A 23,408-nucleotide genomic window follows, 5' to 3' on the forward strand; every position below is an offset into this window, starting at 1 on the left:
ATGGCGAGGGCCCGGACTCGGATCGCGGCGCTCCTCCTGGCACTCGGCGTACTCGCCGTGGCCACGATCAGCTGGCCAGGGCTCACCGCCACACCCGCGTACGCCGCCCCGGTCGCGTACCAGGCCCCCACCGACCTCTGCACCACGGAGGAATGGCAGGCAGACTTCCGCGCCTGCGTCAGCAAGCTCCAGCAGGTCGCGGAGAGCGAGGCGACCTGCCTGAACCCCCCGACCCCGACTGCCCCGGACTCCGGCATCGCCGGCTGGTTCGCCGCCCGGCCCGAGGCGGCCAAGCTTCCCGGCCCCAAGGGCTACTACAGCGACTACGGCTACGCCGGGTACAGCTACACCACCTACAAGATCGATACCGGCTGCGCGACCACGCTGCTGCACCCGGACTACAAGTTCACCAACACCATCGCCAACGGGGAGTTCATGATCGCCACGGCGATCGTCGGCGCCTCGAACGCGTTGCGGGAGCGGGCCTGGGACCCCGGGACGATGTGGGGCTGGGCTGACCCGCTGGTGGACCAGGCCACCAAGGCGATCTACCAGAAGGTGTTCAGTGTCTTCGGCATAGTCACCCTCTGTGTGGTCGGCCTCTACCTGCTCTGGCGCTCACGTCAGTCGGACATGAGCAGCGCGATGACCACGGCGGGCTGGGCGTTGGTGGTGATGGTGGCGATCACCGCGTTGGCCGCCTGGCCGGTCAAATCCGCCAACCTGGCCGACGGTGCCCTCATCTCCACCCTCGGCGTCGTACACGACGCCGTCGGCCCGGCGAGCAAGGACGTGCCGCCCGACCGGTGTGCGATGCCCAACCCGGATGCCTGTACGGACAAACGCCCGCCGGCGGTACGGGCGAGCGACACCGCCACCGAGGGCATGCTCTACCGGAACTGGCTGCGGGGCGTGCTCGGCTCGGCCGACAGCGAGACCGCCCGCAAGTACGGCGCCGCACTCTACGACGCCAAGTCGCTGTCGTGGGGTGAGGCGCAAAGGATTCGCACTAATCCCGAGCTCCGCGAAGCCACGATCAACGCTAAGAAGCAGCAGTGGATGACGGTGGCCGCCCAGATCGAGCGGGAGGACCCGGAGGCCTACGAGTACCTGCAGGGTGTTCGGGACATGGACCGGGTGGGCGCGGGCTTCATCGCGGTGCTGGCCGCACTGCTGTTCGCGATGTTCGATCTGACCGCCTCCCTGCTCGTGCTGCTGGGCTTCCTGATCTTCCGGTGGGCGGTGATCGCCGCGCCGATCCTGGGCACGATCGGCCTGCTCCGACCGGCCAGTGCCGGCCTGCGGCGGCTGGGCAACGCGGTGGTGGCCGCTCTCTTCAACATCGCGATCTTCGGGACCGGTGCGGCGGTCTACCTCTTCGCGGTGGACCTCATCATGAGCACTCCCACCCTGCCCGGCTGGCTACAGGTGGTGCTGGTCTGGCTGTGCGGCGTGGTGGGCTGGTTGCTGCTGCGCCCGTACCGGCGCATCACCCAACTCGGCGGCAAGGACGGCAGCGAAGCGGTCAGCTCGGCCGGTTCCTGGCATCGGCGGTTCTTCCGAGACATGCGTACCGCGGCCCGGCTCGATGTCGCCGAGCCCGGCGGCACCGCCGAGCCCACGGTGGGGCGGCGTCGCACCCTCGGGGCGGAACCACCCAAGGTGCGGCCGGAGGCCCGCCCGGACCCGGTGCCGACCGGCGCACCCCCCACCCTGGAACGTCCGGAGAGCGGCAAGACCGACACCGGGCGGGCAAGGGCCGAGGAGGAGCAGCGGCCGGAGACCCGACCGGTCGCACCCCGGCCCCGGCGTCGGCAGCCGGCCTCCTGGACCGAGCCGGACGTACCCGAGGAGAACCCCTCCTTCGCCATCTACCGTCCGGGATCGTCCGAGAAGGCACCTGAGAAGACGGCGCCCCGGATCCGCTCCGAGGCCCGGTGACCGCAGTGCGGCGGGCCATCGAATTCCTGGCAACCCGGCTGCTGCGCTCCCGGCTCGGGGTCGCCGTGGGCATCGCCGTGCTGGTGCTCGGCGTAGTCGGGGCGGCCAGGCTGGTAGCCGGCCCGGGTGACCCGACCACAGGTTTGAGCAACCGTCCGGCCGAGCCGATCACCACGGTGCATCCGACCACGGGTGACGACGGTGCGATCTCGACCACCAGCACACCGACTCCGAAGACCGGCCCCGGCGAGGCTGAACCGGAACAGGTCGCGGAGCGCTTCGTGGTGGCCTGGCTCGGCCGACCCGGTCTGGGCGTCGAGGAGTGGCACGAGGGACTGCGCCCGATGTCCACCGCCAATCTGATGGACAAGCTGGCCGGAGCCGATCCGGCCAGGGTGCCGTCGGGGCAGATCACGGACGAGGTGACCATCCGGCCCCGAAGCGAGACCTTCGTGGAGGCGATGATCGCCCTCGACACCGGACGGCTGCGTCTCGAACTGGTGGCACCGCAGGGGCGGTGGCTGGTGGACGCCGTGGACTGGGAGCGATCATGACCGATCCGAGTACGCCCCGTCGCCGGCCGGTGCGGGTGGGCGCCCTGGCTGCCGCACTGACCGCGACACTGGCGTTCCTGTGTTGTACCGGCGGCGCCGGCGCCTTCTTCCTGACCGAGTTGGGCGGCGAGGCGGCCGAGCAGATCACCCCGGCGAGCCTGGAATGCACCGGAGACTTCACGGTCGACGTGACCGGCAAGATGCCCCGAATCCCGCAGTACGGGGAACGCCAGCTCCGAAACGCGGCCGTCATCATCAAGGTCGGCCAGGAGATGAAGGTGCCGGCGCGCGGCTGGGTGATCGCCGTGGCCACCGCCATGCAGGAGTCCCGCCTGCTGAACCTGGCCAACCGCACCGTCGCCGAGTCCAAGGACATTCCCCACGAGGGCATCGGTGCCGACCACGACTCGGTCGGGCTGTTCCAGCAACGTGCCTCCTGGGGCTCCGTGCGGCAGCGGATGAATCCCGAGTACGCCTCTCGCAAGTTCTACGAGAAGCTCGTGGACGTGCCCGACTGGCAGAAACTGCCGCTCACCGTGGCCGCCCAACGAGTGCAGATCAGCGCCTTCCCGGACGCGTACGCCAAACACGAGGAGATCGCCGCCCGGATCGTGGACGCGCTGGCCGGTGGTGCGGCCCGGACGGCATTGATCGCCGGGCAGGAGGTATGCGACGCGGCCTCGGCGGGCGACATCGCCGCCTCCGGCTGGACCGCCCCGATTCCGGGCGGTGTCGGCTCCGGATTCCGCACGGCCAGCCGGCCCGGCCACAACGGGGTGGACATCGCTGCCCCGAAGGGCACCCTCATTCGGGTAGCGGCCACCGGCAGGGTCCTGGTCTCGCGTTGCGACCCGGACCGCAGAGGCAGGCTCAGCTGCGACGTGGACGGTTGGCCGAACAAGGGTGGCTGCGGCTGGTTCGTCGACGTCCTGCACGCTCAGGGCATTGTCACCCGCTACTGCCATATGGTGAGTCGCCCCAGGGTCGCCGTAGGGGAGACTGTGGAGGCTGGTCAGGTGATCGGCGAGGTGGGCAGCAGCGGCAACTCCTCCGGCCCGCACCTGCACTTCGAGGTGCACACCGACGGTGACCGCAGCAGCCGCAGCGCCATCGACCCGGTGCCGTTCATGCGGTCGAAGGGCGCCCCACTCAAGGGCGCGGAGTAGCCTCGTTCCCGTCATGACCGAGCCACTACCGGACCCGTTCGCCGACCAGCCGGACTGGGCACCGCAACCGCCCCGGCCCATCGAGATCGTCCCGGCTGCCGGCCGACTGGACCTGCGCGGCAGACGGGTGTTGGTCGGGTTGCCCGGCTTCGGCTGGCGAGGTGACCTGCGGGCAGACGAGAAGGTGGTGCAGAACAGCCGCACCTACGTGCCGGTCATCCCCGAACACGAGTGGTACCGGGCCGAGTCCGACCAGGTGGAGGTCTTCGCCCCGCTGGTACCCATCGAACGGGTCTGGGTCGAGACCGTCGGCCCACCGGTCACCCCCGCCATCCCAGACGGCGGCGGCTTCCGGCTGGTCTCGCTGGACGCGCCGGCGCACCGGCCGCCGACACCGGTCTTCGAGGCGGATTCGGTCATCGGGCGCCGGGTCGTGCACATGATGGGTTCCGTGGAGCAGCGCGACCTGCGCGCGGTGACGGAGACCTACTCCGGCGCAGAGGGCGACATCTGTGTACGGGTCGCCCCTGAGATGGAGTGGTACCGCTGGGCCTGGCGCGGCCAGTCACCGACCACCCTGGAGGTCCCCGTGCATCTGTTGTGGCTTGAATAGCGGAGGGCGTTCTGAGGATTAACTCCGCTGTTCTGCGGAGCAGACCCGCCAGTCGTCGCTCAGCCTTAGATCGAAGCTCCACGACTGGCGATCTGTCTGACGGATGCCATCAACCTGAGCTGCGAAAACCAGATCTACCGAAACTTGGGAAATGTTGCCGTTATCCGTTACCTGAAGCTCCTCCCAGCTAACAAGCATTGTTGTATCAAATCGCGCTTCGCGCGCTTGCAAGTCGCTGCGGAGTTTCAAAAGTTGATCAAAATTGGCGTCAGCTGTACAGGTAAAGATCGCCGCGCGTACATCGTTGTGTTCGACGAGGAATGCGCGGAGATAGCTGTCCACTACCACTGTCGGGGAGCTGCGGTCGGGGGTGGTGGCGCGGTCGTAGACGAGGTAGCCGACTACGCCGCCGCCCAGACACAGCGCCACGAGCACCCCGGCGACCACCGACAACACCGTCCGGAGCGGTCGGCGTGGCCGCTGTGGCACGGGCGCGATCGTGGGCGGCGCCAGTTCCTCTGGCGGGGTCCGTTGCGCCGGTACGCGGGAGACCTGGGAACCGGCGGAGGGCGGCACTGATTCCACCCCCTGAGGCTATCGGCTGGAGGCTGCGGACCCAATGCCCCAGATTCAGCAGATCGTGACGGATCACTGCCGACCGGTGAGATTCACGACAACACCGGCGCAGCACCGCCACGCGTCCCCGAGGTCCGGCTGCCGCTGGGATACCGTCGTCCTGCTCGGCGAGTGGGCGCCGACCTCGGGCGGAGGAGGTGGAGCCGGTGAGCGGTCCGAAGGCACGGGCGCTCCGCGCCGCCGCTTTGCACCGTCGGGCCGCCGCGACGGTGGCGGCTGCCGCTGCCAGCCTCGACGACACCCGTCCGGCCCCGGCCGACCAACGTCGTCAGTACGCGCTGGCCGAACGGCTGCGTACCGCTGCGGCCGTACTCGCGCCAGGGTGGGCGGGCGAGGCGCTGGACAGCGTCGAGCCGACGACCCGCGCCGGGGATGCCCCGCCGCCCTTCGTGCGGGTGGGCACCGCCGCGCCGCTGGACGATGCGCGCTTCCCCGCTCTGGTTCCGTTGCTCGGTGCCGGTCACCTGACTGTGGACACCGACGCGCAGGATCCCCGGGTGGCCGGGCTGTTGCGGGCGTTGGTGCTGCGGTTGGTCGCGGCGACCCCGGCGGGGACCCTGCTGGTCCGGGCGATGGATGCGACCGGCGAGGTGTTGGCCTCCTTCCGGGCCCTGGGTGATGCCGGGCTGCTGTCGCCGCCTGCCACCGACCTGGCCGGGCTACGCACTCTGCTCGACGAGGCGGAGCGGTGGGTGACGCCCGGCTCGGCCGGGCCGCGCCGGCATGAGCGACTGCTGCTGGTGGTGCTCGCCGGGCTGCCCGAGGGGACCGACGGCGAGGATCTCTCCCGGATCGAGTTCCTGGCCGAGCAGGGACCGACCGCAGGGTTGCATCTGGTGGTGGCGGGCTGGCCGACTGAGGACCGTGCTCCGCTGCCGGGGGCGATCCCGTTGGCCATGCGTACCGCTTATGCACTGCTGGGCGATGCGCCTGGGGCCACCTTCGCGGCGGCGGGCTCCGAGGGCGGGTTGAACTCCCCGGTGTTCGTCGAGGCGGACCCATCGGCCGAGCTGGTGGAGGCGGTGTGCCGGCGACTCGCCGCGCAGATCGAGGCCGGTACCCGGTTGTCCCTGGCCAGCCTGTTGCCCTCGGTGGAGGAGGACCTGTGGCAGGCGGACGCGACCGAAGGGTTGAGCACCAGCGTCGGGGACGCCGGCGGCCGGGCGGTGCCCCTCGGTTTCACCGAGCTGACGCCACACTGGCTGGTCAGCGGGCGCTCGCGGGCCTGCCGGTCCACATTTTTGACCACCGCGCTGCTCGGCCTCGCCGCCCGGTACGGCCCGGACGAGTTGTCGTTGTACCTGGTCGACCTCGGGGAGGGTGAGTCCTTCGCGGAGTTCCTACAGACCGAGCGCGACCGGTCTTGGATCCCGCAGGTGCGGGCGGCGGCGATGGCCGCCGACCGGGAGTATCTACTCGACCTGTTCGAGCAACTCATCGTCGAGGTGCAGCGACGCGCCGGGGCCGCGGCCCGGGCGGGCGGGCAACGCTTCGCCGAGCTGCGGCAGCATCATCGGCTGCCCCGGATCGTCTGCGTGGTGGACAATCTGCCGCTGCTCTTCACCGAGCGGGATCGACTGACCGCCGACACCCTGGCCCGGCTGGACGTGTTGGCCAGGACCGGTCGGCTGCACGGCGTACACCTGATCCTCGCCGGTGAGGCTGATCTGGGCCTGGGGGTACGGAATGAGGGCGGGCAGCGGGATTCCCTGCTCGGCCAGTTCCCGGTCCGGGTGGCACTGCCGGGCGGCGGGGCGGTGCTGGAACCGACGAATGATTCGGCGGCCGGGCTGCCGGCCGGCAGCGCGGTGGTCAACACCGCCGGCGGCCTGGGTGGACCCCGGGGGGCGATCCGGGGCCACGAGCGGATGGTCCGGTTCCCTGATCCACAGGATGAGCCGGAGGTCGTGGCGGGGCTACGGCACCGGCTCTGGGCGGCCCGTCCGGAGGGTGCCGCCGCCCCGGTGGTCTTCGCCGGGTACGCCCGTCCGCTGCTGGGTAATGATCCCCGTTACCGGTCGGCTCTGGCCGGGCGGGCGTTGGCACCGGCGGCGCTATTGGGTAGGGCGGTGGATGTCGCGCGTACCACCGCGGCGGTGCCGCTGGGCCCGGCTGCCGGACGTAACCTCGCGGTGCTGGGTCCCCGGCCCGAGGGCAGTCGCCTGCTGGCCATGGCCGCCCGGAGTACCGCAGCCCACCATCCACCCGGGACGGCCCGCTTCGTGATCGCCGTTCCGGACCCCGAGTCTCGGCCGACGGCCGACGCCCTGGCCACCGAGTTGGCCGCGAGGCATCCGGTCGAGAGAGTCGACCTGGCCGGGTTGGTGACCGCGCTGGACACCGGGGCGGCGGCCTACCTGGTGGTGTTCGGGCTGGATGTGGCGCCTGCCGAGCAGCTGCCGCCGGCCCGGCTACGGATGTTGCTGCGCGAGGGCCCACCGACCGGGCAGCATCTGCTGGGCTGGTGGCGTACGGTGCCGTCGTTCGCGGCCCTCATCGAGGCCGAGGAGACGGTCGACAAGCTGACCGCGGTGGCGGTGGCGGGTGTACCGGGCGCCCAACTCACGCCGGTCTTCGGCCGGTCGGTGGAGTGGCGGCCCCGCCGGGATCGGGTGGTGCTCTGGGACGGCCCCGATGAGCGGGGAGTCGTGCTGGTGCCGTACGACCTGCCGGAGGACGGGGAACAATCATGACGATCAGCGAGGCGGAGAGCACCGCCGTGCGCCCCGGTCGACAGCGGACGACCACCCCGCCCGAGCCGGGGGAGGCCCTGTCGGCCGCGTGGTCGGACTACCTGACCGCCGCCCGCCAACTCGACGGAGTACGCCGCGACGCGGCGATCGCCGCGAGTGAGCAGGCGCGTACCGTCCAGGCGGCGCGAGACGAGTTGGTCGCGGTCCGTACCCACCTGGCCGCGCAGGAGGCCCAGCTCTGTGAGCAGGGCGTACCGCCGATCTCGCTGAAGCCGACTCCACCGGAGCTGTCCGAGGCCACCCGGGCGATGTCGGGAGGGCCTGGGGCGGTGCTGGCCGCGTTGCGGGAGGCCCGGCGGAGGGCGTACGGGGTCGATGACATCCTCGCCGCACGGGGCCTCTCGCGGGTGGCGCACTGGCCGCCCCGCCCGCGCAACCTGCTGGTGTACGGGCCCCTGGGGCTGCTGGTTCCGCTGTTGCTGATCGCGATCTATCTGGCTGCCGGCACCGGCCCGGTGACCATCCTGGCCCTGGTGGTGGGGCTGCCGGGCCCGGCCGTCGCCTTCGGCGCGGGTTGGCTGGCGGTGGGGCGGCTGTTTCCGTCCCATCCCGGGCAGCGGGTGGACCGGACTCCGCGCTTCGGTGCTCTGACCTGCCTGGTTCCGGCGGTGGTCGCCACCGCCGGAATCCTCCTGGCCATGCTGGCCACCTGACCAGCACCGCTGACCACACCTGACCGGTTCCATCGGGACGGCTGACCGGCAGGCGGGCAGCCGTCCAGGCCGGTCAGCGGGGGTGGATCAGTGCCATCGCCTCGGCACGGGACTTGGCGTCCCGCTGAAGGGTGCCACGTACCGCCGAGGTGATCGTCATGGCGCCGGACTTCTGGATGCCGCGCATGGCCATGCACATGTGTTCGCATTCCAGCACGACCACCACCCCCCGCGGGGCGAGCCGATCCATCAGCAGGTCGGCGATCTGCGAGGTCAGCCGTTCCTGCACCTGCGGGCGACGGGCGTACACCTCGACCAGGCGGGCCAGCTTGGACAGGCCGGTGATCCGCCCGTCGGGGCCGGGGATGTAGCCGATGTGCGCGCTGCCCCGGAAGGGCAGGAGGTGATGCTCGCAGAGGCTCATCACGTCGATGCCCCGGACCAGCACGAGTTCCTCGTGATTGGCCTCGAAGGTGGTGGTGAGCACCGTGGCCGGGTCCACCCGCAGACCGGCGAAGAGCTCGGCGTAGGCGCGGGCCACCCGGGCCGGGGTCTGCTGGAGGCCGTCCCGGTCGGGGTCTTCGCCGACCGCGATCAGGATCTCGCGGACCGCCTTCTCGATGCGGGCCAGGTCGACGATCTCCTCGACCGGGCGTCCGGTCAGCCGGCCGTTGACCAGGCGTGCGGCGATGTAGTCGAGGTCGTCGGGTTCGGTAGAGGAGGCGGCCAGCCCCCGCTGCGAGGGACTGGCCGCCGGGTCGTTGGTGCTCAGTGTGGGCCGTCCGAGTTGTTGGAGTTCGGGCTGCCGACGGTGGCCTGCGCCCCGTCCGCCTCGGCCTGGATCTTGAGCGCCTCCTTCTCCGCCGGGGTGAGTACCGGCGGCTCGGTGGAGGGCTGACGCTTGCCGAAGCCGTTGTAGGGGGCCATCGGGGGCCGCTTGACCACCCGGGCGCAGATCCGGGCCATGTCGGCCGTGGAGAGGGTCTCCTTCTCCATCAGCTCGAGCACGATGTTGTCCAGGACGTCCCGGTACTCGACCAGGATCTCCCAGGCCTCGTCGTGGGCCAGTTCGATCAGCGCCCGCATCTCGCCGTCGATCTCGGCGGCGACGACGTCGGAGTAGTCCCGCTCGTGGCCCATGTTGCGGCCGAGGAACGGCTCGTCACCGCTGGTGCCGTACTTGATGGCACCGAGCTTGGAGCTCATGCCGTACTGAGTGATCATCGCCCGGGCCAGTGCGGTGGCCTTCTCGATGTCGTTGCCGGCCCCGGTGGTGGGCTCGTGGAAGACGAGTTCCTCGGCGGCCCGACCACCCAGCGCGTACGCCAGGGTGTCGATCATCTCGGCCCGGGTCTGGGTGTACTTGTCCTCCGTGGGCAGCACCAGGGTGTGACCCAGGGAGCGGCCACGCGACAGGATCGTCACCTTGTGCACCGGCGCGGCGTGCGGCAGGGCCCAGGCGACCAGGGCGTGCCCACCCTCGTGGTACGCGGTGATCTTCTTTTCCTGGTCGCTCATCACCCGGGTACGCCGCTGCGGGCCGGCGATGACCCGGTCGATGGACTCCTCCAGCGACTCGTTGCTGATCGCCCGCTGGTCCTTCCGGGCGGTCAGCAGGGCGGCCTCGTTGATCACGTTGGCCAGGTCGGCGCCGCTGAAGCCCGGGGTCCGCTTCGCCACGGAGTCGAGGTCGACATCCGGGGTGAAGGGCTTGCCCTTGGCGTGCACCCGCAGGATGGCCTTGCGGCCCTCCATGTCGGGGGCGTCCACCGGGATCTGCCGGTCGAACCGCCCCGGACGCAGCAGCGCCGGGTCGAGGATGTCCGGCCGGTTGGTCGCGGCGATCAGGATGACCCCGCCCTTGACGTCGAAGCCGTCCATCTCCACGAGCAACTGGTTGAGGGTCTGCTCACGTTCGTCGTGGCCACCGCCCATGCCGGCACCACGGTGCCGACCGACGGCGTCGATCTCGTCGACGAAGACGATCGCCGGGGCGTTCGTCTTGGCCTGCTCGAACAGGTCACGGACCCGGCTGGCGCCGACACCGACGAACATCTCCACGAAGTCGGAACCGGAGATCGAGTAGAAGGGCACCCCGGCTTCGCCGGCGACCGCTCGGGCGAGCAGGGTCTTACCGGTACCGGGCGGACCGAACAGCAGTACGCCCTTCGGGATCTTGGCGCCGAGGGCCTGGTACTTGCCCGGGTTCTGCAGGAAGTCCTTGATCTCGTGCAGTTCCTCGACGGCCTCCTCGGCCCCGGCCACGTCGGCGAAGGTGGTCTTCGGCGTGTCCTTGGTGATCATCTTCGCCTTGGACTTGCCGAAGTTGAGCACTCGGGAGCCGCCGCCCTGCATCTGCGACATGAAGAACAGCAGCAGCAGCACGAGCAGCACGATGGGTAGCAGGTTGACCAGCAGGCTGACCCAGATGCTGTCGGACGACACCTCGGTGTCGGCCGGCCCGGTGACCCGGTTGTTCGCCTTGGCGTCGAGGACCTGGTTCCAGACCTCGTTGCCGACCTCGTACGGGAACTGGGCCTCGATCAGCTTGGTGGTGGTCTTGCCGAACTCGGCCTCCTCGGCCAGCTCGAGTTGGATCGTCTGTTCCTTGTCCTGGAACACGACCTTCTCGATGCCGCCCTTGTTGAGCTGGTCGAGCGCGACTGACGTGTCCACCCGGTGGTAGCTGGGACCAGAGGTGAACAACTGACTGAGCACGACGGCGCCGAGGATGACCAGGATGACCCAGAACACCGGTCGGCGGAAGAAACGCGTACGTTCCATGCTTTTGTCGAGCGCCGAGACGCCCGCATCCTCCTGATCGACGTCCTGACCGACTGTTGGGTGTCGCCGCCGGGGCGGCTGCCGTAGCCGCCGTGCGGGCCGGCCTCGACCCCGAGGCGCGAATTGCCGCGCCACGGTCATTCGACGGTACACCGTGCGAGACGGATGTGAGCTGGCGAGCCCAGCACTTACGCGCACGGCGAACCCGGGAGTCGACCGGCGTGGTCGGGAGCGGGGCTCCCCACCACCGTGCTCAACGGTAGCCCGAGCACCTGAAAGGCGGCTGTAAGTTGCCCGGGGACGGGCGAGCGGAATCGGCCCGCGATCGCCCGCGAGCCGGGTCAGCTGCGGGCGTACACCTCCGGCTTGAGGACACCGACGTAGGGCAACTCGCGGTAGCGCTCACCGAAGTCGAGACCGTATCCGACGACGAAGGCGGTCGGGATGTCGAAGCCGACGTACTTGACCGGCACGGTCACCTTGACCGCCTCCGGCTTACGGAACAGCGCCACCACCTCGACACTGGCCGCCGAACGGGACTCCAGGTAGCGCAGCAACCAGGAGAGGGTCAGCCCGGAGTCGACGATGTCCTCCACCACGACGACGTGCCGCCCGGCGATGTCCCGGTCCAGGTCCTTGAGGATGCGCACCACCCCGGAGGAGGTGGTGCCCTGCCCGTACGAGGAGATGGCCATGAAGTCCAGCTCCGCGGGCGGGCCTTCCCGGCCCAGCGCCCGGGCGAAGTCGGCCATGAACATGACCGCACCCTTGAGCACGCAGACGAGCAGCAGCCCGTCGGTGACGTGGGCGTAGTCCGCGGAGACCTGCTTGGCCAGTTCCGCGGTCTTCTCGCGGATCTGCGCCTCGGAAATGATCACGTGGTCGATGTCGGCGTCGTACCAGGAGCCGTCAGCCATGACCCTAGCCTGCCGTACGCCGTGGGTGGATCGTCGGCGGGGCCGCCCCTTTGTGAAACGACCCCGACCGGGATTTCCGGCAGAAGATGCCAATCGCCTCAGCTCGGTCGTGATCTCCATCGACGACCACCATCGGTGGGCTTCCAGTCGGCCGAGTCGCGGCTGTCGGCGGTCAGGCCGGCGGCCGAGGCGACGGCGAGAACGACCAGGAGGAACAGGACGAAGAGGAGTTCCATGGCGGCGCTCGCTTTCCTGCGGTTGGTGGTGTTTTCGCCGCCGGGTGCGCACCGGGCACCTCTGAGTCTGCGCGTCCGTGGACGGGCCCGACAGTGGCAGGAATGCCACTCCCCCTCGATTTTCCGCCAGTGGCGCGGTTACCCTCGTCACATGCTGCACTCGGTGGCCGTACTCGTGCTGGATGGGGTGGCCCCGTTCGAGCTGGGGGTGCTCGCCGAGGTGTTCGGCACCGACCGCACCGCCGACGGCCTGCCCGGCTACCGCTTCGACGTGTGCAGCCCGCAGGCCGCCACCGTGCGCACCTCCGCCGGCTTCCACCTGGTGCCCAACGCCGACCTCGGCCCGATCGAGCGGGCGGACCTGGTGGCGGTGCCCGCCCACCACTGCGACACCACCGCCGTACCCCGCGAGGTGCATGCGGCGCTACGCCGGGCCGCCGATCGCGGGGCGTACCTGTTCAGCGTCTGTACCGGGGCGTACCTGCTGGGTGAGGCGGGTCTGTTGGACGGCCGGGAGTGCACGACCCACTGGCGACACGTCGAGGAGCTGCAACGCCGACACCCGCACGCCCGGGTCCGCTGCAACTCCCTCTACGTCCAGGACGGTCGGCTGCTCACCAGCGCGGGCACCGCGGCGGGCATCGACGCCTGCCTGCATCTGGTACGCCAGGAGCACGGCTCGGCCGCCGCCACCCGGCTGGCCCGGCGGATGGTCGTACCCCCGCACCGCGACGGCGGGCAGTCCCAGTACGTCGAGACCCCGATCGCCAGGGCGCCACAGGCCCCGACCCTGGAGCCGGTGTTGCAGTGGCTGATCGGGCGGCTGGACCGGCAGGTCACCGTCGACGAGTTGGCCGCCCGGGCGGGCATGGCTGCGCGTACCTTCGCCCGCCGGTTCCGCGCCGAGACCGGCACCACCCCGCACGACTGGCTGACCAACCAGCGGGTGCTGCTGGCCCGTCGGCTGCTGGAGGAGACCGGGCTGACCGTGGACGAGGTGGCCGACCGGGCCGGCTTCGGTAACGCCGCCGCCCTACGCCACCACTTCACCCGCCGGGTGGGTACCACCCCGAACGCCTACCGGGTCACCTTCCGCGACCGGGTGCCCGCCGGTTGAACTCAGCCGGGCACCGGCAACAGCCGGTCGGCCCGGCGGACCACCCGTAGTCCTCCGGGCAGGTAGGTCGCCCCCTGCCCCCGCCAGCCGATGACCAGGGCGTCCAGGGCGGCGATGTGCCGGTACGACAGCGCGGCCGGCGAGGCGCCCAACTCGTGGGCCCAGGTACGCAGCACCCGGCCGCGTACCGCGTCGGCCAGGTCGACCAGGGTCTTGACCGTCAGGCCGCCGTCGGGATGCCGCGCCGCGAGCAGCGCCGCGCCGGCCAACTCGTCCAGTACGGCGTTGTCCGCCGCCACCAGCCGCGCGGTGCGGGCCAGGTTGTCGATCACACCGGGGCCGAGGGCCTGGACCAGCGCCGGCACCAGTTCGGCCCGCACCCGGGATCGGGCGTACGCGGGGTCGACGTTGTGCGGGTCCTCCCACGGGGTCAGACGCAGTGCCGTGCACGCCGACCGGGTCTGCCCACGGCTGATCTCCAGCAGGGGCCGGACCAGGGGCACCCCGTCCAACTCCCGGCGCGGCGGCATACCCGCCAACCCGCGGGGGCCCGACCCCCTGGCCAGCGCCAGCAGCACCGTCTCAGCCTGATCGTCACGGGTGTGCCCGGTGAGCAGGGCGGCGGCCCGATGGCGCCGGGCCGCCTCGACGAGGGCCTGGTAGCGGGCCTCACGCGCGGCCGCCTCGGGCCCCCCGCCCCGGCCGGCGACCTCCACCCGGATCACCTCCACCGGCGACAGGCCCGCCTGTTCGGCCCAGCGGGCCACCGTCTGGGCCCGCTCGGCCGACCCGGTCTGTAGACCGTGGTCCACCGTCACCAGCCCGGCGACGTGACCCACCCGGGGTGCCACGAACGCGGCGGCGGCGGCCAGGGCCAGCGAGTCGGCCCCTCCGGAGCAGGCCACCAGCACCGGTCCCTCCGCCGGCAGGTCGGCCAACGCGCGACGCACCGCGACCCGGATCGCGGCGACCGGCGGAAAGATCGCGGCCATCGGCATCGCTCAGCTGGCCGGCGGCACCGGCCCGACCGGGCCGTGTACCCGCGCCACCCAGGCCGCCGGGTCGCTCAGTTCGGCCAGTCGGGGCAGGGTCAGCGGGGACTCGAAGATCCGGTTGAAACCGGCCATGCCGACCCGCTCGACCACCGCGTGCACGAAGGTGCGGCCCTCGGCGTACTGCCGCATCTTGACGTCCAGGCCGATCAGCCGGCGGACGGCCTTCTCCACCGGGTTGCCGGCCTCCCGACGCCGGTTGAACCCGGCCCGGATCCGCTCGACACTCGGGATGACCTGCGGACCGACGCCGTCCATGACGAACTCGGCGTGCCCCTCCAGCAGGGTCATCAGCGCCGTCAACCGATCCAGCACCGCCCGCTGCCCGGGGGTCTGCACGATGTCCAGCACGCTGGAGCGGCTCTGCGGGTTGCGCACCACGTCGGCCAGGGTGCCCACCCCCCGGCGCAGCCGGTCGAGCAGGTGCTCACCGCCCTGCGAGGCATCCACGAAGGCCTGCACCTCGCCGAGGAAGTAGCCCCGCATCCACGGCACCGCGGTGAACTGCGTCCGGTGGGTCACCTCGTGCAGACAGACCCAGAGCCGGAAGTCGCGGGGGTCGGCCTGAAGCTTGCGCTCCACCTCGACGATGTTCGGCGCGACCAGCAGCAACTGCCCCGGGTCGGCCGAGAAGACCTCGTACTGGCCGAGCACCCGGCCGGACAGGTACGCCAGCACGGTGCCCGCCTGCACCCCGGTGACCCGGGAGCCGACCGCCTCGGTCAGCGCGCCGGGCTGCTTGTCCGGGGCCAGCCGACCGACCAGCGGGGTGATCACCTCACGCAGGCCGGCGATGTTGGTGGCGGCCCAGTCCCGCCGGTCGACCACCCGCACCGGCGGGTGAGCCACCTGCGAGGTGAGCCCGGTGTAGTCGGCCACGTGCCCGGCCGCCTCGTCGGTCAACCGGCGCAGGTCGGCGACCACCTCGGTGGCCTCGTCGTACGACACCCGGGGGCCCGTCTTGCCCAGTGCCCCCGCGGTCGCGACGGCCAGATCCCAGTCCACGAACTGCGCCATGCCACCCACCGTACCCGCGTCGGGACAGCAGTCCACGTCCTCGACGGCGGTCAGCGGCAGCCGCAGGTGGCCAGGGCGGCCGCGATCCGGTCCAGGGCACCCCGGGCCGGTTCCATCCCGTCGGCCGGGACCCGATCGGTGAGAACGGCGAAGGTGAGCGGCCTACCCTCGGCCGTGGTCACCACCCCGGCGATGGCGTGCACCCCGGTCAGGGTGCCGGTCTTGGCCCGGACCGTCCCGGCCCCGGCGGCCGTACCGGGCACCGAGCCGTACCGGTCGCGCAGGGTGCCGGACCAGCCGCCGACCGGGAGTCCGCCGAAGATGCCGCCCAACTCGGGGCGGTCCGGGCTGGCCGCCAGCGCCAACAGTTCGGTCAGCAGGGTGGGGCTGATCAGGTTCCGCCGGGACAGCCCGCTGCCGTCGGCGAGGGTCAGCCCTTCGGTCGGCAGGCCCAGGTCGGCGACCACCTCGGTCATCGCCGAGGCGGCGCCGGCGAAGGACGCCGGAAGCCCTCGGGCCAGGGCCACCTGGCGGGCCAGGGCCTCGCCGAGGATGTTGTCACTGTCGCTGATCATGATGTCGACCAGCCGGATCAGGGGCGGGGAGTGCACCACTCCCAGCTCGGCACCCGGGCCGCTGGCCCCGGTCGCCTCAGTCGCCTCGGTCGTCTCCGGCGGCGGGGCGGGGGCGGTGCCGCTGCGCACCGCGCTCTCCGGTACCCCCAGCAGCCGGGCGAAGGTTCGCCCGGCGACGAGTTCCGGCTGGGTGACCCGCTCGGCCCAGCCCTGGCCGGCCTTCGGATCCTTGCGCGCGCCGTCGAGCATCAACGCCGTTATCTGGGCACCGTATCCGCCGGTGGGGATGTCGTCGTCCCAGCCCGGCTCCAACCGTGGGCCGGAATAGAGCGAGGAGTCGACGAGCACCCGGGTCGGCGCGGTGCCGCCCAGCGCGGTCCGCACCTGCTCGGCCAGGTCCTTCAGGCTGGCCGCCCCCGGATAGAAGCCCTTGGCGCCGGCCGTCAGGGTGGGGTCGCCGCCGCCGACGAGCACCACCTCCCCCGGTTCGGTGCCCGCGACGACCTTCGTCGGGATCCGGTGCCCGGGGCCGCGCGCGGTGAGTACGGTGACCGCGGTCAGCAGCTTCGTCACCGAGGCCGGCACGGTCCCCGTGCCGCCACCGCGCTCGAACAACTGCTGCCCGGTCAGGGCGTCCGTCACCGACACGTTGACCCGGCCGCCGAGGGCGGGGTCGGCGATCAGCGGGGCCAGTACGGTCCGCAGCCGGGCGGTGTCGGGCATCGGCGCGCCGATGTCGGTGCCCGCCAGCACGGCGTTCGGCGACGGCTCCACCGGCAGGGTCTCGGTGGCGGTCGGCTCGTCGGCCAACCACCCCTCGACCGGACCGGGACGCACCACGACCAGCCCCACCACGGCCAGCACCAGGACCAGCACGACAGCCAGCAGGATGGGCAGCCGGCGCCGCGCCGGTCGGGGCTGCTCGGCAGGTACGTCGACGGGGTCGGGAGGCCCACCGCCGGAGGTGGGGTTCGACGGGGGCGGGTCAGCGGGCATAGTGGTGCCGGCGCCGACCGTCAAGGGCTGGGTCTGTTCCGCCGGATCCCGCTCGGCGGTGGCATCAGGGGCCGACTGGGGTCGGAGTATCTGCGCCTCGGGCACCGGCACCCGGCCGGTTGCTGGTTTCGGGGTCGGCTGGGCGGAACCACCCTCGCCCGCACCCTCGGGTCGATAGTGTGAGTCTTCCCTCCCCACGACCCCCTCCTCCGCACCCGGAACCCGGCCTGGGTGACACTACTTCGGTCCGAAGACTATGCGGCGGTCGGAGTCGACGGGCAGGTATTCGCCTGTCCGGGGGTGCTGCCGCCGATTCCGTCAAGCCAGCGTGGGCGAACGAGGAGCGTGCAGATGGATTTCGACGTCACGGTTGAGATCCCGAAAGGTCACCGCAACAAGTACGAGGTGGACCACGTGACCGGCCGGATCAGGCTGGACCGCACCCTCTTCACCTCCACCCAGTACCCGGCCGACTACGGCTTCATCGAGGGCACCCTGGGCGAGGACGGCGACCCGCTGGACGCCCTGGTGCTGGTGCCCGAGCCCACCTTCCCGGGCTGCCTCATCCGCTGCCGCACCATCGGCATGTTCCGGATGACGGACGAGAAGGGCGGCGACGACAAGGTCCTCTGCGTGCCCTACGAGGACCCGCGGCAGGAGCACCTGCGCGACATCCACCACCTCGGCGAGTTCGACCGGCTGGAGATCCAGCACTTCTTCGAGGTGTACAAGGACCTGGAGCCGGGCAAGTCGGTCGAGGGTGCGACCTGGGTGGGGCGTACCGAGGCCGAGGCCGAGATCCACGCGTCGTACCGGCGGGCCCGGGAAGCTGCCGAGAGCGGCGAGTCCGCGCACTGACCTACGGCTTTCGCACAGCCCGGGAACCGCTCTAGCCGAGCAGTCCCCGGGCTTGTTCGTAGAGGCCGAGCACGGCGCAGGTGATCGGCACCACGGAGACCACCAGCAGGGTGTCGCTGAGGTCGGCCAGCCGACCCAGGTACGGAGAGACCGGGCGGCGGGCGTACGTGGTGCCACCGGCCACGACCAGCAGGGCGATCAGCAGCCCACCGGCGGCCAGGACCAGTTGACCGTTCCGTCCCGCCGTTCCGGCCAGGGCCAGGCCGAGCAGCAGGTAACCGGCCAGCCCGGCGAGCACGGGTGGCACCCGGTGGCGTACCGCCACGAACAGTCGGGCCCGCAGCAGCAGCACGGCCGCGCTGACCGCGACGAGCAGCCGACCGGCGGTACCGGAGCCGCTGAGCACCAGCGCGGCGGTCGCCGCCAGCAGAGCGTGCCCGATCAGCAGACCGGTGAGCATCTCCTCGGTGCGCGCCACCGCCGCGTACACCCGGCTGCGGTCGGGCAGGTCCCGAACCCGGTCCGGGTCGTTCGGGGCGCCGGTGGGCAGGGTGATCGGCGGCAACGGAACCTTGCCCAGCCGGATGGCCAGCAGCGGGATGGCCCCGATCCCGAAGGCCAGCACACAGAGCAGCATGGCCGCGGCCCCGGCCGGGGTCAGCCACAGGCCACCCAGAGCGACCGGTATCCCTACCGCACCGAGCACCACTCCGGCCACGAAGATCCGTAACCGGGTGGCCACCCCGACCAGCCCTAACGTCGAGGCCAGCAGCAACGCCACCGAGGCGGCCAGCAGTTCCGGGGCACCGATCCAGGGCAGCGGGCCGAACGGGCCGACCGGGTCGCCCGAGCCGACGGCCAGGGCACCGGCCGCCGCCGCGAACGGCAGGGCGTAGCCACCCAGGGTGGCCCCGGCGGGACCGTCTCCCTGTGCCCTGGACAGCACTGTGCCCGCCAGCAGCAGCAGGGTCGCCAGCAGGGTCGCCGCCAGCCAGCCGGCCGACTGTCGGGGGCCGGCGGCCAGGAGGGCGAGCAGCCCGACGGCGAGCGGGACAGCCGCCCCACCCAGGGCGGCGGCCCGGGTGGCGCCGGGCGACCAGGCACCACCGCGACGGCGGGCACCCTCGGCGATCGCCTCGACGACGTCGTCGTACTCCAGTTCCGGCCACTGGATACTGGCCGGCACCAGATGCAGCAGCTCACCGTCGCGGACGCCCTGGGCCAGCAACGCCTGCCCGGCGGTCAGCGCGCTGCCGTCGGCCCGCCGCAGCAGCCATCCGCCGTGCCGTTCCCCGTCGTCGGCCAACCCGTCTCCGGCGTGTCGCAGCACCTCCGGCAGCAGTTCGGCCAGGGGGACATGTTCCGGCAGGGCCACGTCGACCCGGCGCTGTGCGGTGCTGACGGTGATCCGGGTCAGCCCGATTGTCATCGACCGAACTCCATATCCAGCGGGGCGACGGCTGCGCGATCGGGAGGACTTTACCTACGATGAGCCAGCTTCGGGTTACCGAGCGCGGTCAGGAGGTCGAGTGTCCACTGTCGTCATCCGGCGGCCACCCCGGCGTCCGGCACCGCAGATCCCGGTGGGTGAGCTGCCGGTCGAGGCGCCACCGGAGATCCCCGCCGTCACCGGTGGACGGTGGCACCAGATGTTGATGGTGCTGCCGATGCTCGGCGGCACGGTGGCCATGGCGATGATGTTCGGCCGAGGCGGTGGGGCCTACTCGTACGTGGTGGGTGCCATGTTCGGGCTCTCCTCGCTGGCCATGCTGGTCACCTCCTGGGGCAGCGCTTCGGGTAGCCCGAGGAAGTCCGAGATGATGGCGGCCCGGCGGGAGTACCTGCGACACCTGGCCACCCTGCGGCGACAGGTGCGGCAGGCCGCGACGAGGCAGCGGGCCGGGCTCTGCTACCGGCACCCGGACCCGACCCTGCTCTGGTCGACCGTGGACAGCCATCGGGTGTGGGAGCGCCGGCCCAGCGATGCGGACTTCGCCGTGGTGCGGGTCGCGGTCGGGCCACAGACCCTGGCCACCCCCCTGGTTCCGCCGGTGACCCGTCCGTTGGAGGAGCTGGAGCCGATGACCGCCGGCGCGCTGCGCCGGTTCCTCGACGCGTACTCGGTGGTGCCGGACCTGCCGGTGGCGCTGTCGCTGCGCAGTTTCGCCCGGGTGTTCGTCCGCGGCCTGCCGTCGACCCCCACCGGCTCGCCGTCCGCGCAGGCACTGGTCCGGGCGATGCTCACCCAACTGGCGGTGTTCCACGCCCCGGACGAGCTGCTCATCGCCGTCTGCGCCGGGCCGGAGCGCCGCAGCCTCTGGGAGTGGACCAAGTGGCTGCCGCACGCCCGGCATCCGACCCGCAGCGACGCCCTCGGCCCGGTACGCCTGGTCACCAGTTCGGCCGTGGAGTTGGAGCGGCTGCTCGACGAGGTGCTGGCCAGCCGCCCCCGGTTCAGTCCGGCCGGGCCCAGCACGGACGGGCCGCACCTGGTCGTCGTGCTGGACGACGGCGACCTCACCGGGGCCACCGAACTGGCCGGCGACGGCGGCATCGACGCGGTCACCCTGATCGACCTGGACACCCCGCCGCCCCGACTGCTCGATCGGTTCACGCTGCTGCTGGAGCTGCGCGGAGGGCGACTGCACTCGCACTCGACGGAGGAGGCCGCCGAGGTCGGCACCGCGGACGCCCTGAGCATCGCCGAGGCGGAGGCGGTGGCCCGTCGGCTGGCGCCGCTGCGGCTGGCCACCGCCACCGGCGGCACGGAGGCGGTGCCCGGTGTCGAGCCGGGCCTGCCGGAGCTACTCGGCCTGGGTGACCCGACCGGCTTCACCGCCGAGCAGGGCTGGGCCCCCCGGTCGGCACGCGGCCGACTGCGGGTGCCGATCGGGGTCGGCGTCGACGGCGGCGCGATCGAGCTGGACCTGAAGGAATCGGCGCAGGACGGCATGGGCCCGCACGGGCTGCTCATCGGCGCCACCGGCTCCGGCAAGTCCGAACTGCTGCGTACGCTGGTGCTCGGGTTGGCCGCCACCCACTCCTCCGAGCAGCTCAACTTCGTACTCGTCGACTTCAAGGGCGGGGCCACCTTCGCCTCGTTCGACCGACTGCCGCACACCGCAGCGGTGATCACCAACCTGGCGGACGCCCTGCCGCTGGTCGACCGCATGGTCGATGCGATCAACGGTGAGCTGGTCCGCCGGCAGGAGTTGCTGCGCCGGGCCGGCAACTTCGCCAGCCTGCGTGACTACGAGCGGGCCCGCGCGGCGGGCAGCCCACTGGCCCCGCTGCCGTCCCTGCTGTTGATCTGTGACGAGTTCTCCGAACTGCTCTCCGCCAAGCCCGACTTCATCGATCTATTCGTCCAGATCGGCCGGTTGGGGCGGTCCCTCGGGGTGCACCTGCTGCTCGCCAGCCAGCGCCTGGAGGAGGGGCGACTGCGCGGGCTGGACACCCACCTGTCGTACCGGATCGGTCTGCGCACCTTCTCCTCGCTGGAGTCGCGCACCGTGCTGGGGGTGCCGGACGCCCACGAACTGCCCCGCTCACCGGGGCACGGGTACCTGCGGTTCGGCACCGAGCCGCTGCTGCGCTTCAAGGCCGCGTACGTCTCCGGGCCGGTACGTCGGCGGGGAACGTCGGCTTCGGCGGCCGGCCCGGACCGGCCCCGGCTGCTCGCCTTCTCCACCCACTTCACGCCCGCTGCGCCGGCACCCACCCCGGCCATCACCGCCGAACCGGAGGAGGAGACCGGGCAGACCCTGCTCGACCTGCTGATCGGTCGGCTGGCCGGGCAGGGTCCGCCGGCCCACCAGGTGTGGCTGCCCCCGCTGGACGGCGCCCCCGCCCTGGACGAGCTGGTCGGGCCGCTGACGGTCGACCCCGCCCGGGGCCTGACCTTCGGCAATCCGGAGTTGCACGGCGCCCTCCAGGTGCCGGTGGCCGTGGTCGACAAGCCGTACGAGCAGCGCCGGGACCTGTTCTGGCTGTCCCTGGACGGGGCGGCCGGCCATGTGGCCGTGGTGGGCGGCACCCAGAGCGGCAAGTCCACCGCCCTGCGTACCCTGATCTGCGCGTTGGCGCTCACCCACACCCCGGCCGAGGTGCAGGTCTACTGCCTGGACTTCGGCGGTGGCGGGTTGGCGGCGGTACGCGACCTGCCGCATGTCGGTGGGGTGGTCGGCCGGGCCGATCCGACCGGGGTACGCCGGACGGTGGGCGAGATGGCCACCCTGCTGGCCGACCGGGAGCGGGCCTTCGCCGAGTCCGGCATCGAGTCGATCACCGCCTGGCGGCGGCGACGTGCCGCCCACCTGGCCACCGCGACCCCGGACGACGATCCCTTCGGTGACGTCTTCCTCGTCGTCGACGGCTGGGCGACCCTGCGCGGCGAGTACGACGACCTGGAGCCCCTGATCACCGATCTGGCCACCCGTGGCCTGTCGTACGGCCTGCACGTCGTGGCGACCGCGGTGCGTTGGTTGGACTTCCGCCCCGCCATCCGGGACCTGTTCGGCTCCCGGTTGGAGTTGCGCCTGGGTGATCCCTCCGACTCCCTGGTCGCCCGGCGGGCTGCGGCGGACGTTCCGGAGCAGACGCCGGGGCGGGGCATCACCGCCGCCGGTCTGCACTTTCTCACCGCTCTGCCACAGTCCACCGAGGCGGACCCGGCCACCCTGGTCAAACAGATCAGCGGAGCCTGGACCGGGCCGACCGCTCCCCGGGTACGGCTGCTGCCCGCGGTGCTGCCCTACCCGGACCTGGACGTTCACACCACCACCGGGCTGCGTATCCCGATCGGGATCGCCGAGGCGGACCTGCGCCCGGTCGTACTCGACTTCACCACCGAACCGCACTTCGTGGTCTACGGCGACGCGGAGTCCGGCAAGTCGTCCTTCCTGCGCGCCCTGGCCACCACGATCGTCACCCGGTTCACCCCGGAGCAGGCCCGGGTGATCCTGGTCGACTACCGGCGCAGCCTGCTCGGCGCGGTCGAGGAACCACACCTGATCGGGTACGGCACCACGGCCGCGCACACCACCGACCTGATGGAGTCCGCCGCGGGCTACATGCAGGGCCGCATCCCCGGCCCCGAGGTCAACGCGGCCCAGTTGCGCGACCGGTCCTGGTGGTCCGGCCCGGAACTGTTCGTCCTGGTCGACGACTACGACCTGGTGGCCAGCGGCCCGGCGAACCCGCTGCGGTCACTTGAGGAGCATCTGCCGCACGCCCGGGACGTGGGGCTGCATTTGGTGCTGGTGCGCCGTAGCGGTGGGGCCGGCCGGGCCCAGTACGAGCCGGTCGTCCAGCGGCTACGCGAACTGTCCACCTCGGGCCTGGTGATGTCCGGCAGCCCGGACGAGGGTGCCCTGGTGGGCCCGGTACGGCCCGGTCCGCTACCGCCCGGACGCGGCCGACTGTTCACCCGACGGGAGGGGGTACGCCTGGTGCAGTTGGCGTACCTGCCGCCACAGTGACATGGAGTCTCGCGAAGGTCTTTGCAAGCGGGACGGAAGCGGTAATCTCCGATCGTCATG

General features: G+C 71.7%; 18 protein-coding genes. 9 read left to right on the forward strand and 9 right to left on the reverse strand.

What is annotated here, in order from left to right; genetic code table 11:
- From ACLQ2T_RS04800 to ACLQ2T_RS04815, 4 genes are read left to right on the forward strand one after another with little or no spacing between them, the layout of a single operon-like run.
- Nucleotides 1-1,941 carry an MFS transporter gene (locus tag ACLQ2T_RS04800; RefSeq protein WP_425764740.1) on the forward strand — a complete coding sequence of 647 codons (1,941 nt, stop codon included), beginning with the start codon at nt 1-3 and terminating at the stop codon, nt 1,939-1,941.
- Complete coding sequence (locus ACLQ2T_RS04805; protein WP_425764741.1) at nt 1,938-2,495, forward strand: hypothetical protein; 558 nt, start codon at nt 1,938-1,940, stop codon at nt 2,493-2,495. Before ACLQ2T_RS04800 ends, ACLQ2T_RS04805 begins: the two co-directional genes overlap by 4 nt.
- Complete coding sequence (locus ACLQ2T_RS04810; RefSeq protein ID WP_425764742.1) at nt 2,492-3,661, forward strand: M23 family metallopeptidase; 1,170 nt, start codon at nt 2,492-2,494, stop codon at nt 3,659-3,661. Before ACLQ2T_RS04805 ends, ACLQ2T_RS04810 begins: the two co-directional genes overlap by 4 nt.
- A 13-nt stretch (nt 3,662-3,674) precedes the next feature.
- A complete protein-coding gene (locus ACLQ2T_RS04815; protein WP_425764743.1) occupies nt 3,675-4,274 on the forward strand; it encodes a hypothetical protein in 600 nt (199 codons plus the stop codon).
- An 18-nt stretch (nt 4,275-4,292) separates the two neighbouring features.
- Here ACLQ2T_RS04815 and ACLQ2T_RS04820 read toward each other — a convergent pair whose 3' ends face one another.
- Nucleotides 4,293-4,859, reverse strand: coding sequence for a hypothetical protein (locus ACLQ2T_RS04820; protein ID WP_425764744.1), 567 nt, complete (start codon nt 4,857-4,859; stop codon nt 4,293-4,295).
- Nucleotides 4,860-5,047: 188 nt separating this feature from the next.
- On the opposite strand from ACLQ2T_RS04820, the gene ACLQ2T_RS04825 reads away from it, so the two are divergent.
- The gene (locus ACLQ2T_RS04825; RefSeq protein ID WP_425764745.1) at nt 5,048-7,603 is read left to right on the forward strand and encodes an FtsK/SpoIIIE domain-containing protein; all 2,556 of its coding nucleotides are present in this window, start codon (nt 5,048-5,050) and stop codon (nt 7,601-7,603) included.
- Nucleotides 7,600-8,316, forward strand: coding sequence for a hypothetical protein (locus ACLQ2T_RS04830; protein ID WP_425764746.1), 717 nt, complete (start codon nt 7,600-7,602; stop codon nt 8,314-8,316). Before ACLQ2T_RS04825 ends, ACLQ2T_RS04830 begins: the two co-directional genes overlap by 4 nt.
- Before the next feature lie 73 nt (nt 8,317-8,389).
- Here the strand turns inward: ACLQ2T_RS04830 and folE are convergent, their stop codons facing one another.
- From folE to ACLQ2T_RS04850, 4 genes are all read right to left on the reverse strand, one after another.
- Nucleotides 8,390-9,046: a GTP cyclohydrolase I FolE gene (folE, locus tag ACLQ2T_RS04835; RefSeq protein ID WP_425764873.1), complete on the reverse strand. Its 657-nt coding sequence runs from the start codon at nt 9,044-9,046 to the stop codon at nt 8,390-8,392.
- A gap of 38 nt (nt 9,047-9,084) precedes the next feature.
- Complete coding sequence (gene ftsH / locus ACLQ2T_RS04840) at nt 9,085-11,100, reverse strand: ATP-dependent zinc metalloprotease FtsH (RefSeq protein WP_425764747.1); 2,016 nt, start codon at nt 11,098-11,100, stop codon at nt 9,085-9,087.
- A gap of 341 nt (nt 11,101-11,441) precedes the next feature.
- A complete protein-coding gene (gene hpt, locus ACLQ2T_RS04845; RefSeq protein WP_327023752.1) occupies nt 11,442-12,017 on the reverse strand; it encodes a hypoxanthine phosphoribosyltransferase in 576 nt (191 codons plus the stop codon).
- Between the two features lie 98 nt (nt 12,018-12,115).
- Complete coding sequence (locus ACLQ2T_RS04850) at nt 12,116-12,253, reverse strand: hypothetical protein (RefSeq protein WP_425764748.1); 138 nt, start codon at nt 12,251-12,253, stop codon at nt 12,116-12,118.
- Nucleotides 12,254-12,404: 151 nt separating this feature from the next.
- Here ACLQ2T_RS04850 and ACLQ2T_RS04855 point away from each other — a divergent pair, with 151 nt between their 5' ends.
- Nucleotides 12,405-13,370 (forward strand): GlxA family transcriptional regulator, encoded by a 966-nt coding sequence (locus ACLQ2T_RS04855; protein ID WP_425764749.1) that lies wholly within the window; start codon nt 12,405-12,407, stop codon nt 13,368-13,370.
- Between the two features lie 2 nt (nt 13,371-13,372).
- Here the strand turns inward: ACLQ2T_RS04855 and tilS are convergent, their stop codons facing one another.
- From tilS to dacB, 3 genes are read right to left on the reverse strand one after another with little or no spacing between them, the layout of a single operon-like run.
- Nucleotides 13,373-14,362 carry a tRNA lysidine(34) synthetase TilS gene (gene tilS / locus ACLQ2T_RS04860; RefSeq protein WP_425764750.1) on the reverse strand — a complete coding sequence of 330 codons (990 nt, stop codon included), beginning with the start codon at nt 14,360-14,362 and terminating at the stop codon, nt 13,373-13,375.
- Nucleotides 14,363-14,371: 9 nt separating this feature from the next.
- Complete coding sequence (locus ACLQ2T_RS04865; RefSeq protein WP_425764751.1) at nt 14,372-15,439, reverse strand: zinc-dependent metalloprotease; 1,068 nt, start codon at nt 15,437-15,439, stop codon at nt 14,372-14,374.
- A gap of 50 nt (nt 15,440-15,489) precedes the next feature.
- A complete protein-coding gene (dacB, locus tag ACLQ2T_RS04870; protein ID WP_425764752.1) occupies nt 15,490-17,208 on the reverse strand; it encodes a D-alanyl-D-alanine carboxypeptidase/D-alanyl-D-alanine endopeptidase in 1,719 nt (572 codons plus the stop codon).
- Nucleotides 17,209-17,361: 153 nt separating this feature from the next.
- On the opposite strand from dacB, the gene ACLQ2T_RS04875 reads away from it, so the two are divergent.
- Nucleotides 17,362-17,868 carry an inorganic diphosphatase gene (locus ACLQ2T_RS04875; protein ID WP_425764753.1) on the forward strand — a complete coding sequence of 169 codons (507 nt, stop codon included), beginning with the start codon at nt 17,362-17,364 and terminating at the stop codon, nt 17,866-17,868.
- Nucleotides 17,869-17,899: 31 nt separating this feature from the next.
- Here the strand turns inward: ACLQ2T_RS04875 and eccD are convergent, their stop codons facing one another.
- Nucleotides 17,900-19,297 carry a type VII secretion integral membrane protein EccD gene (eccD, locus tag ACLQ2T_RS04880; protein WP_425764754.1) on the reverse strand — a complete coding sequence of 466 codons (1,398 nt, stop codon included), beginning with the start codon at nt 19,295-19,297 and terminating at the stop codon, nt 17,900-17,902.
- Nucleotides 19,298-19,397: 100 nt separating this feature from the next.
- On the opposite strand from eccD, the gene eccCa reads away from it, so the two are divergent.
- Nucleotides 19,398-23,348 (forward strand): type VII secretion protein EccCa, encoded by a 3,951-nt coding sequence (gene eccCa / locus ACLQ2T_RS04885; RefSeq protein WP_425764755.1) that lies wholly within the window; start codon nt 19,398-19,400, stop codon nt 23,346-23,348.
- Nucleotides 23,349-23,408 lie beyond the last annotated feature (60 nt).

The sequence above is a fragment of the Micromonospora sp. DT229 genome (assembly GCF_049844505.1).
In the GTDB taxonomy this organism is placed as follows: Bacteria; Actinomycetota; Actinomycetes; order Mycobacteriales; family Micromonosporaceae; genus Micromonospora.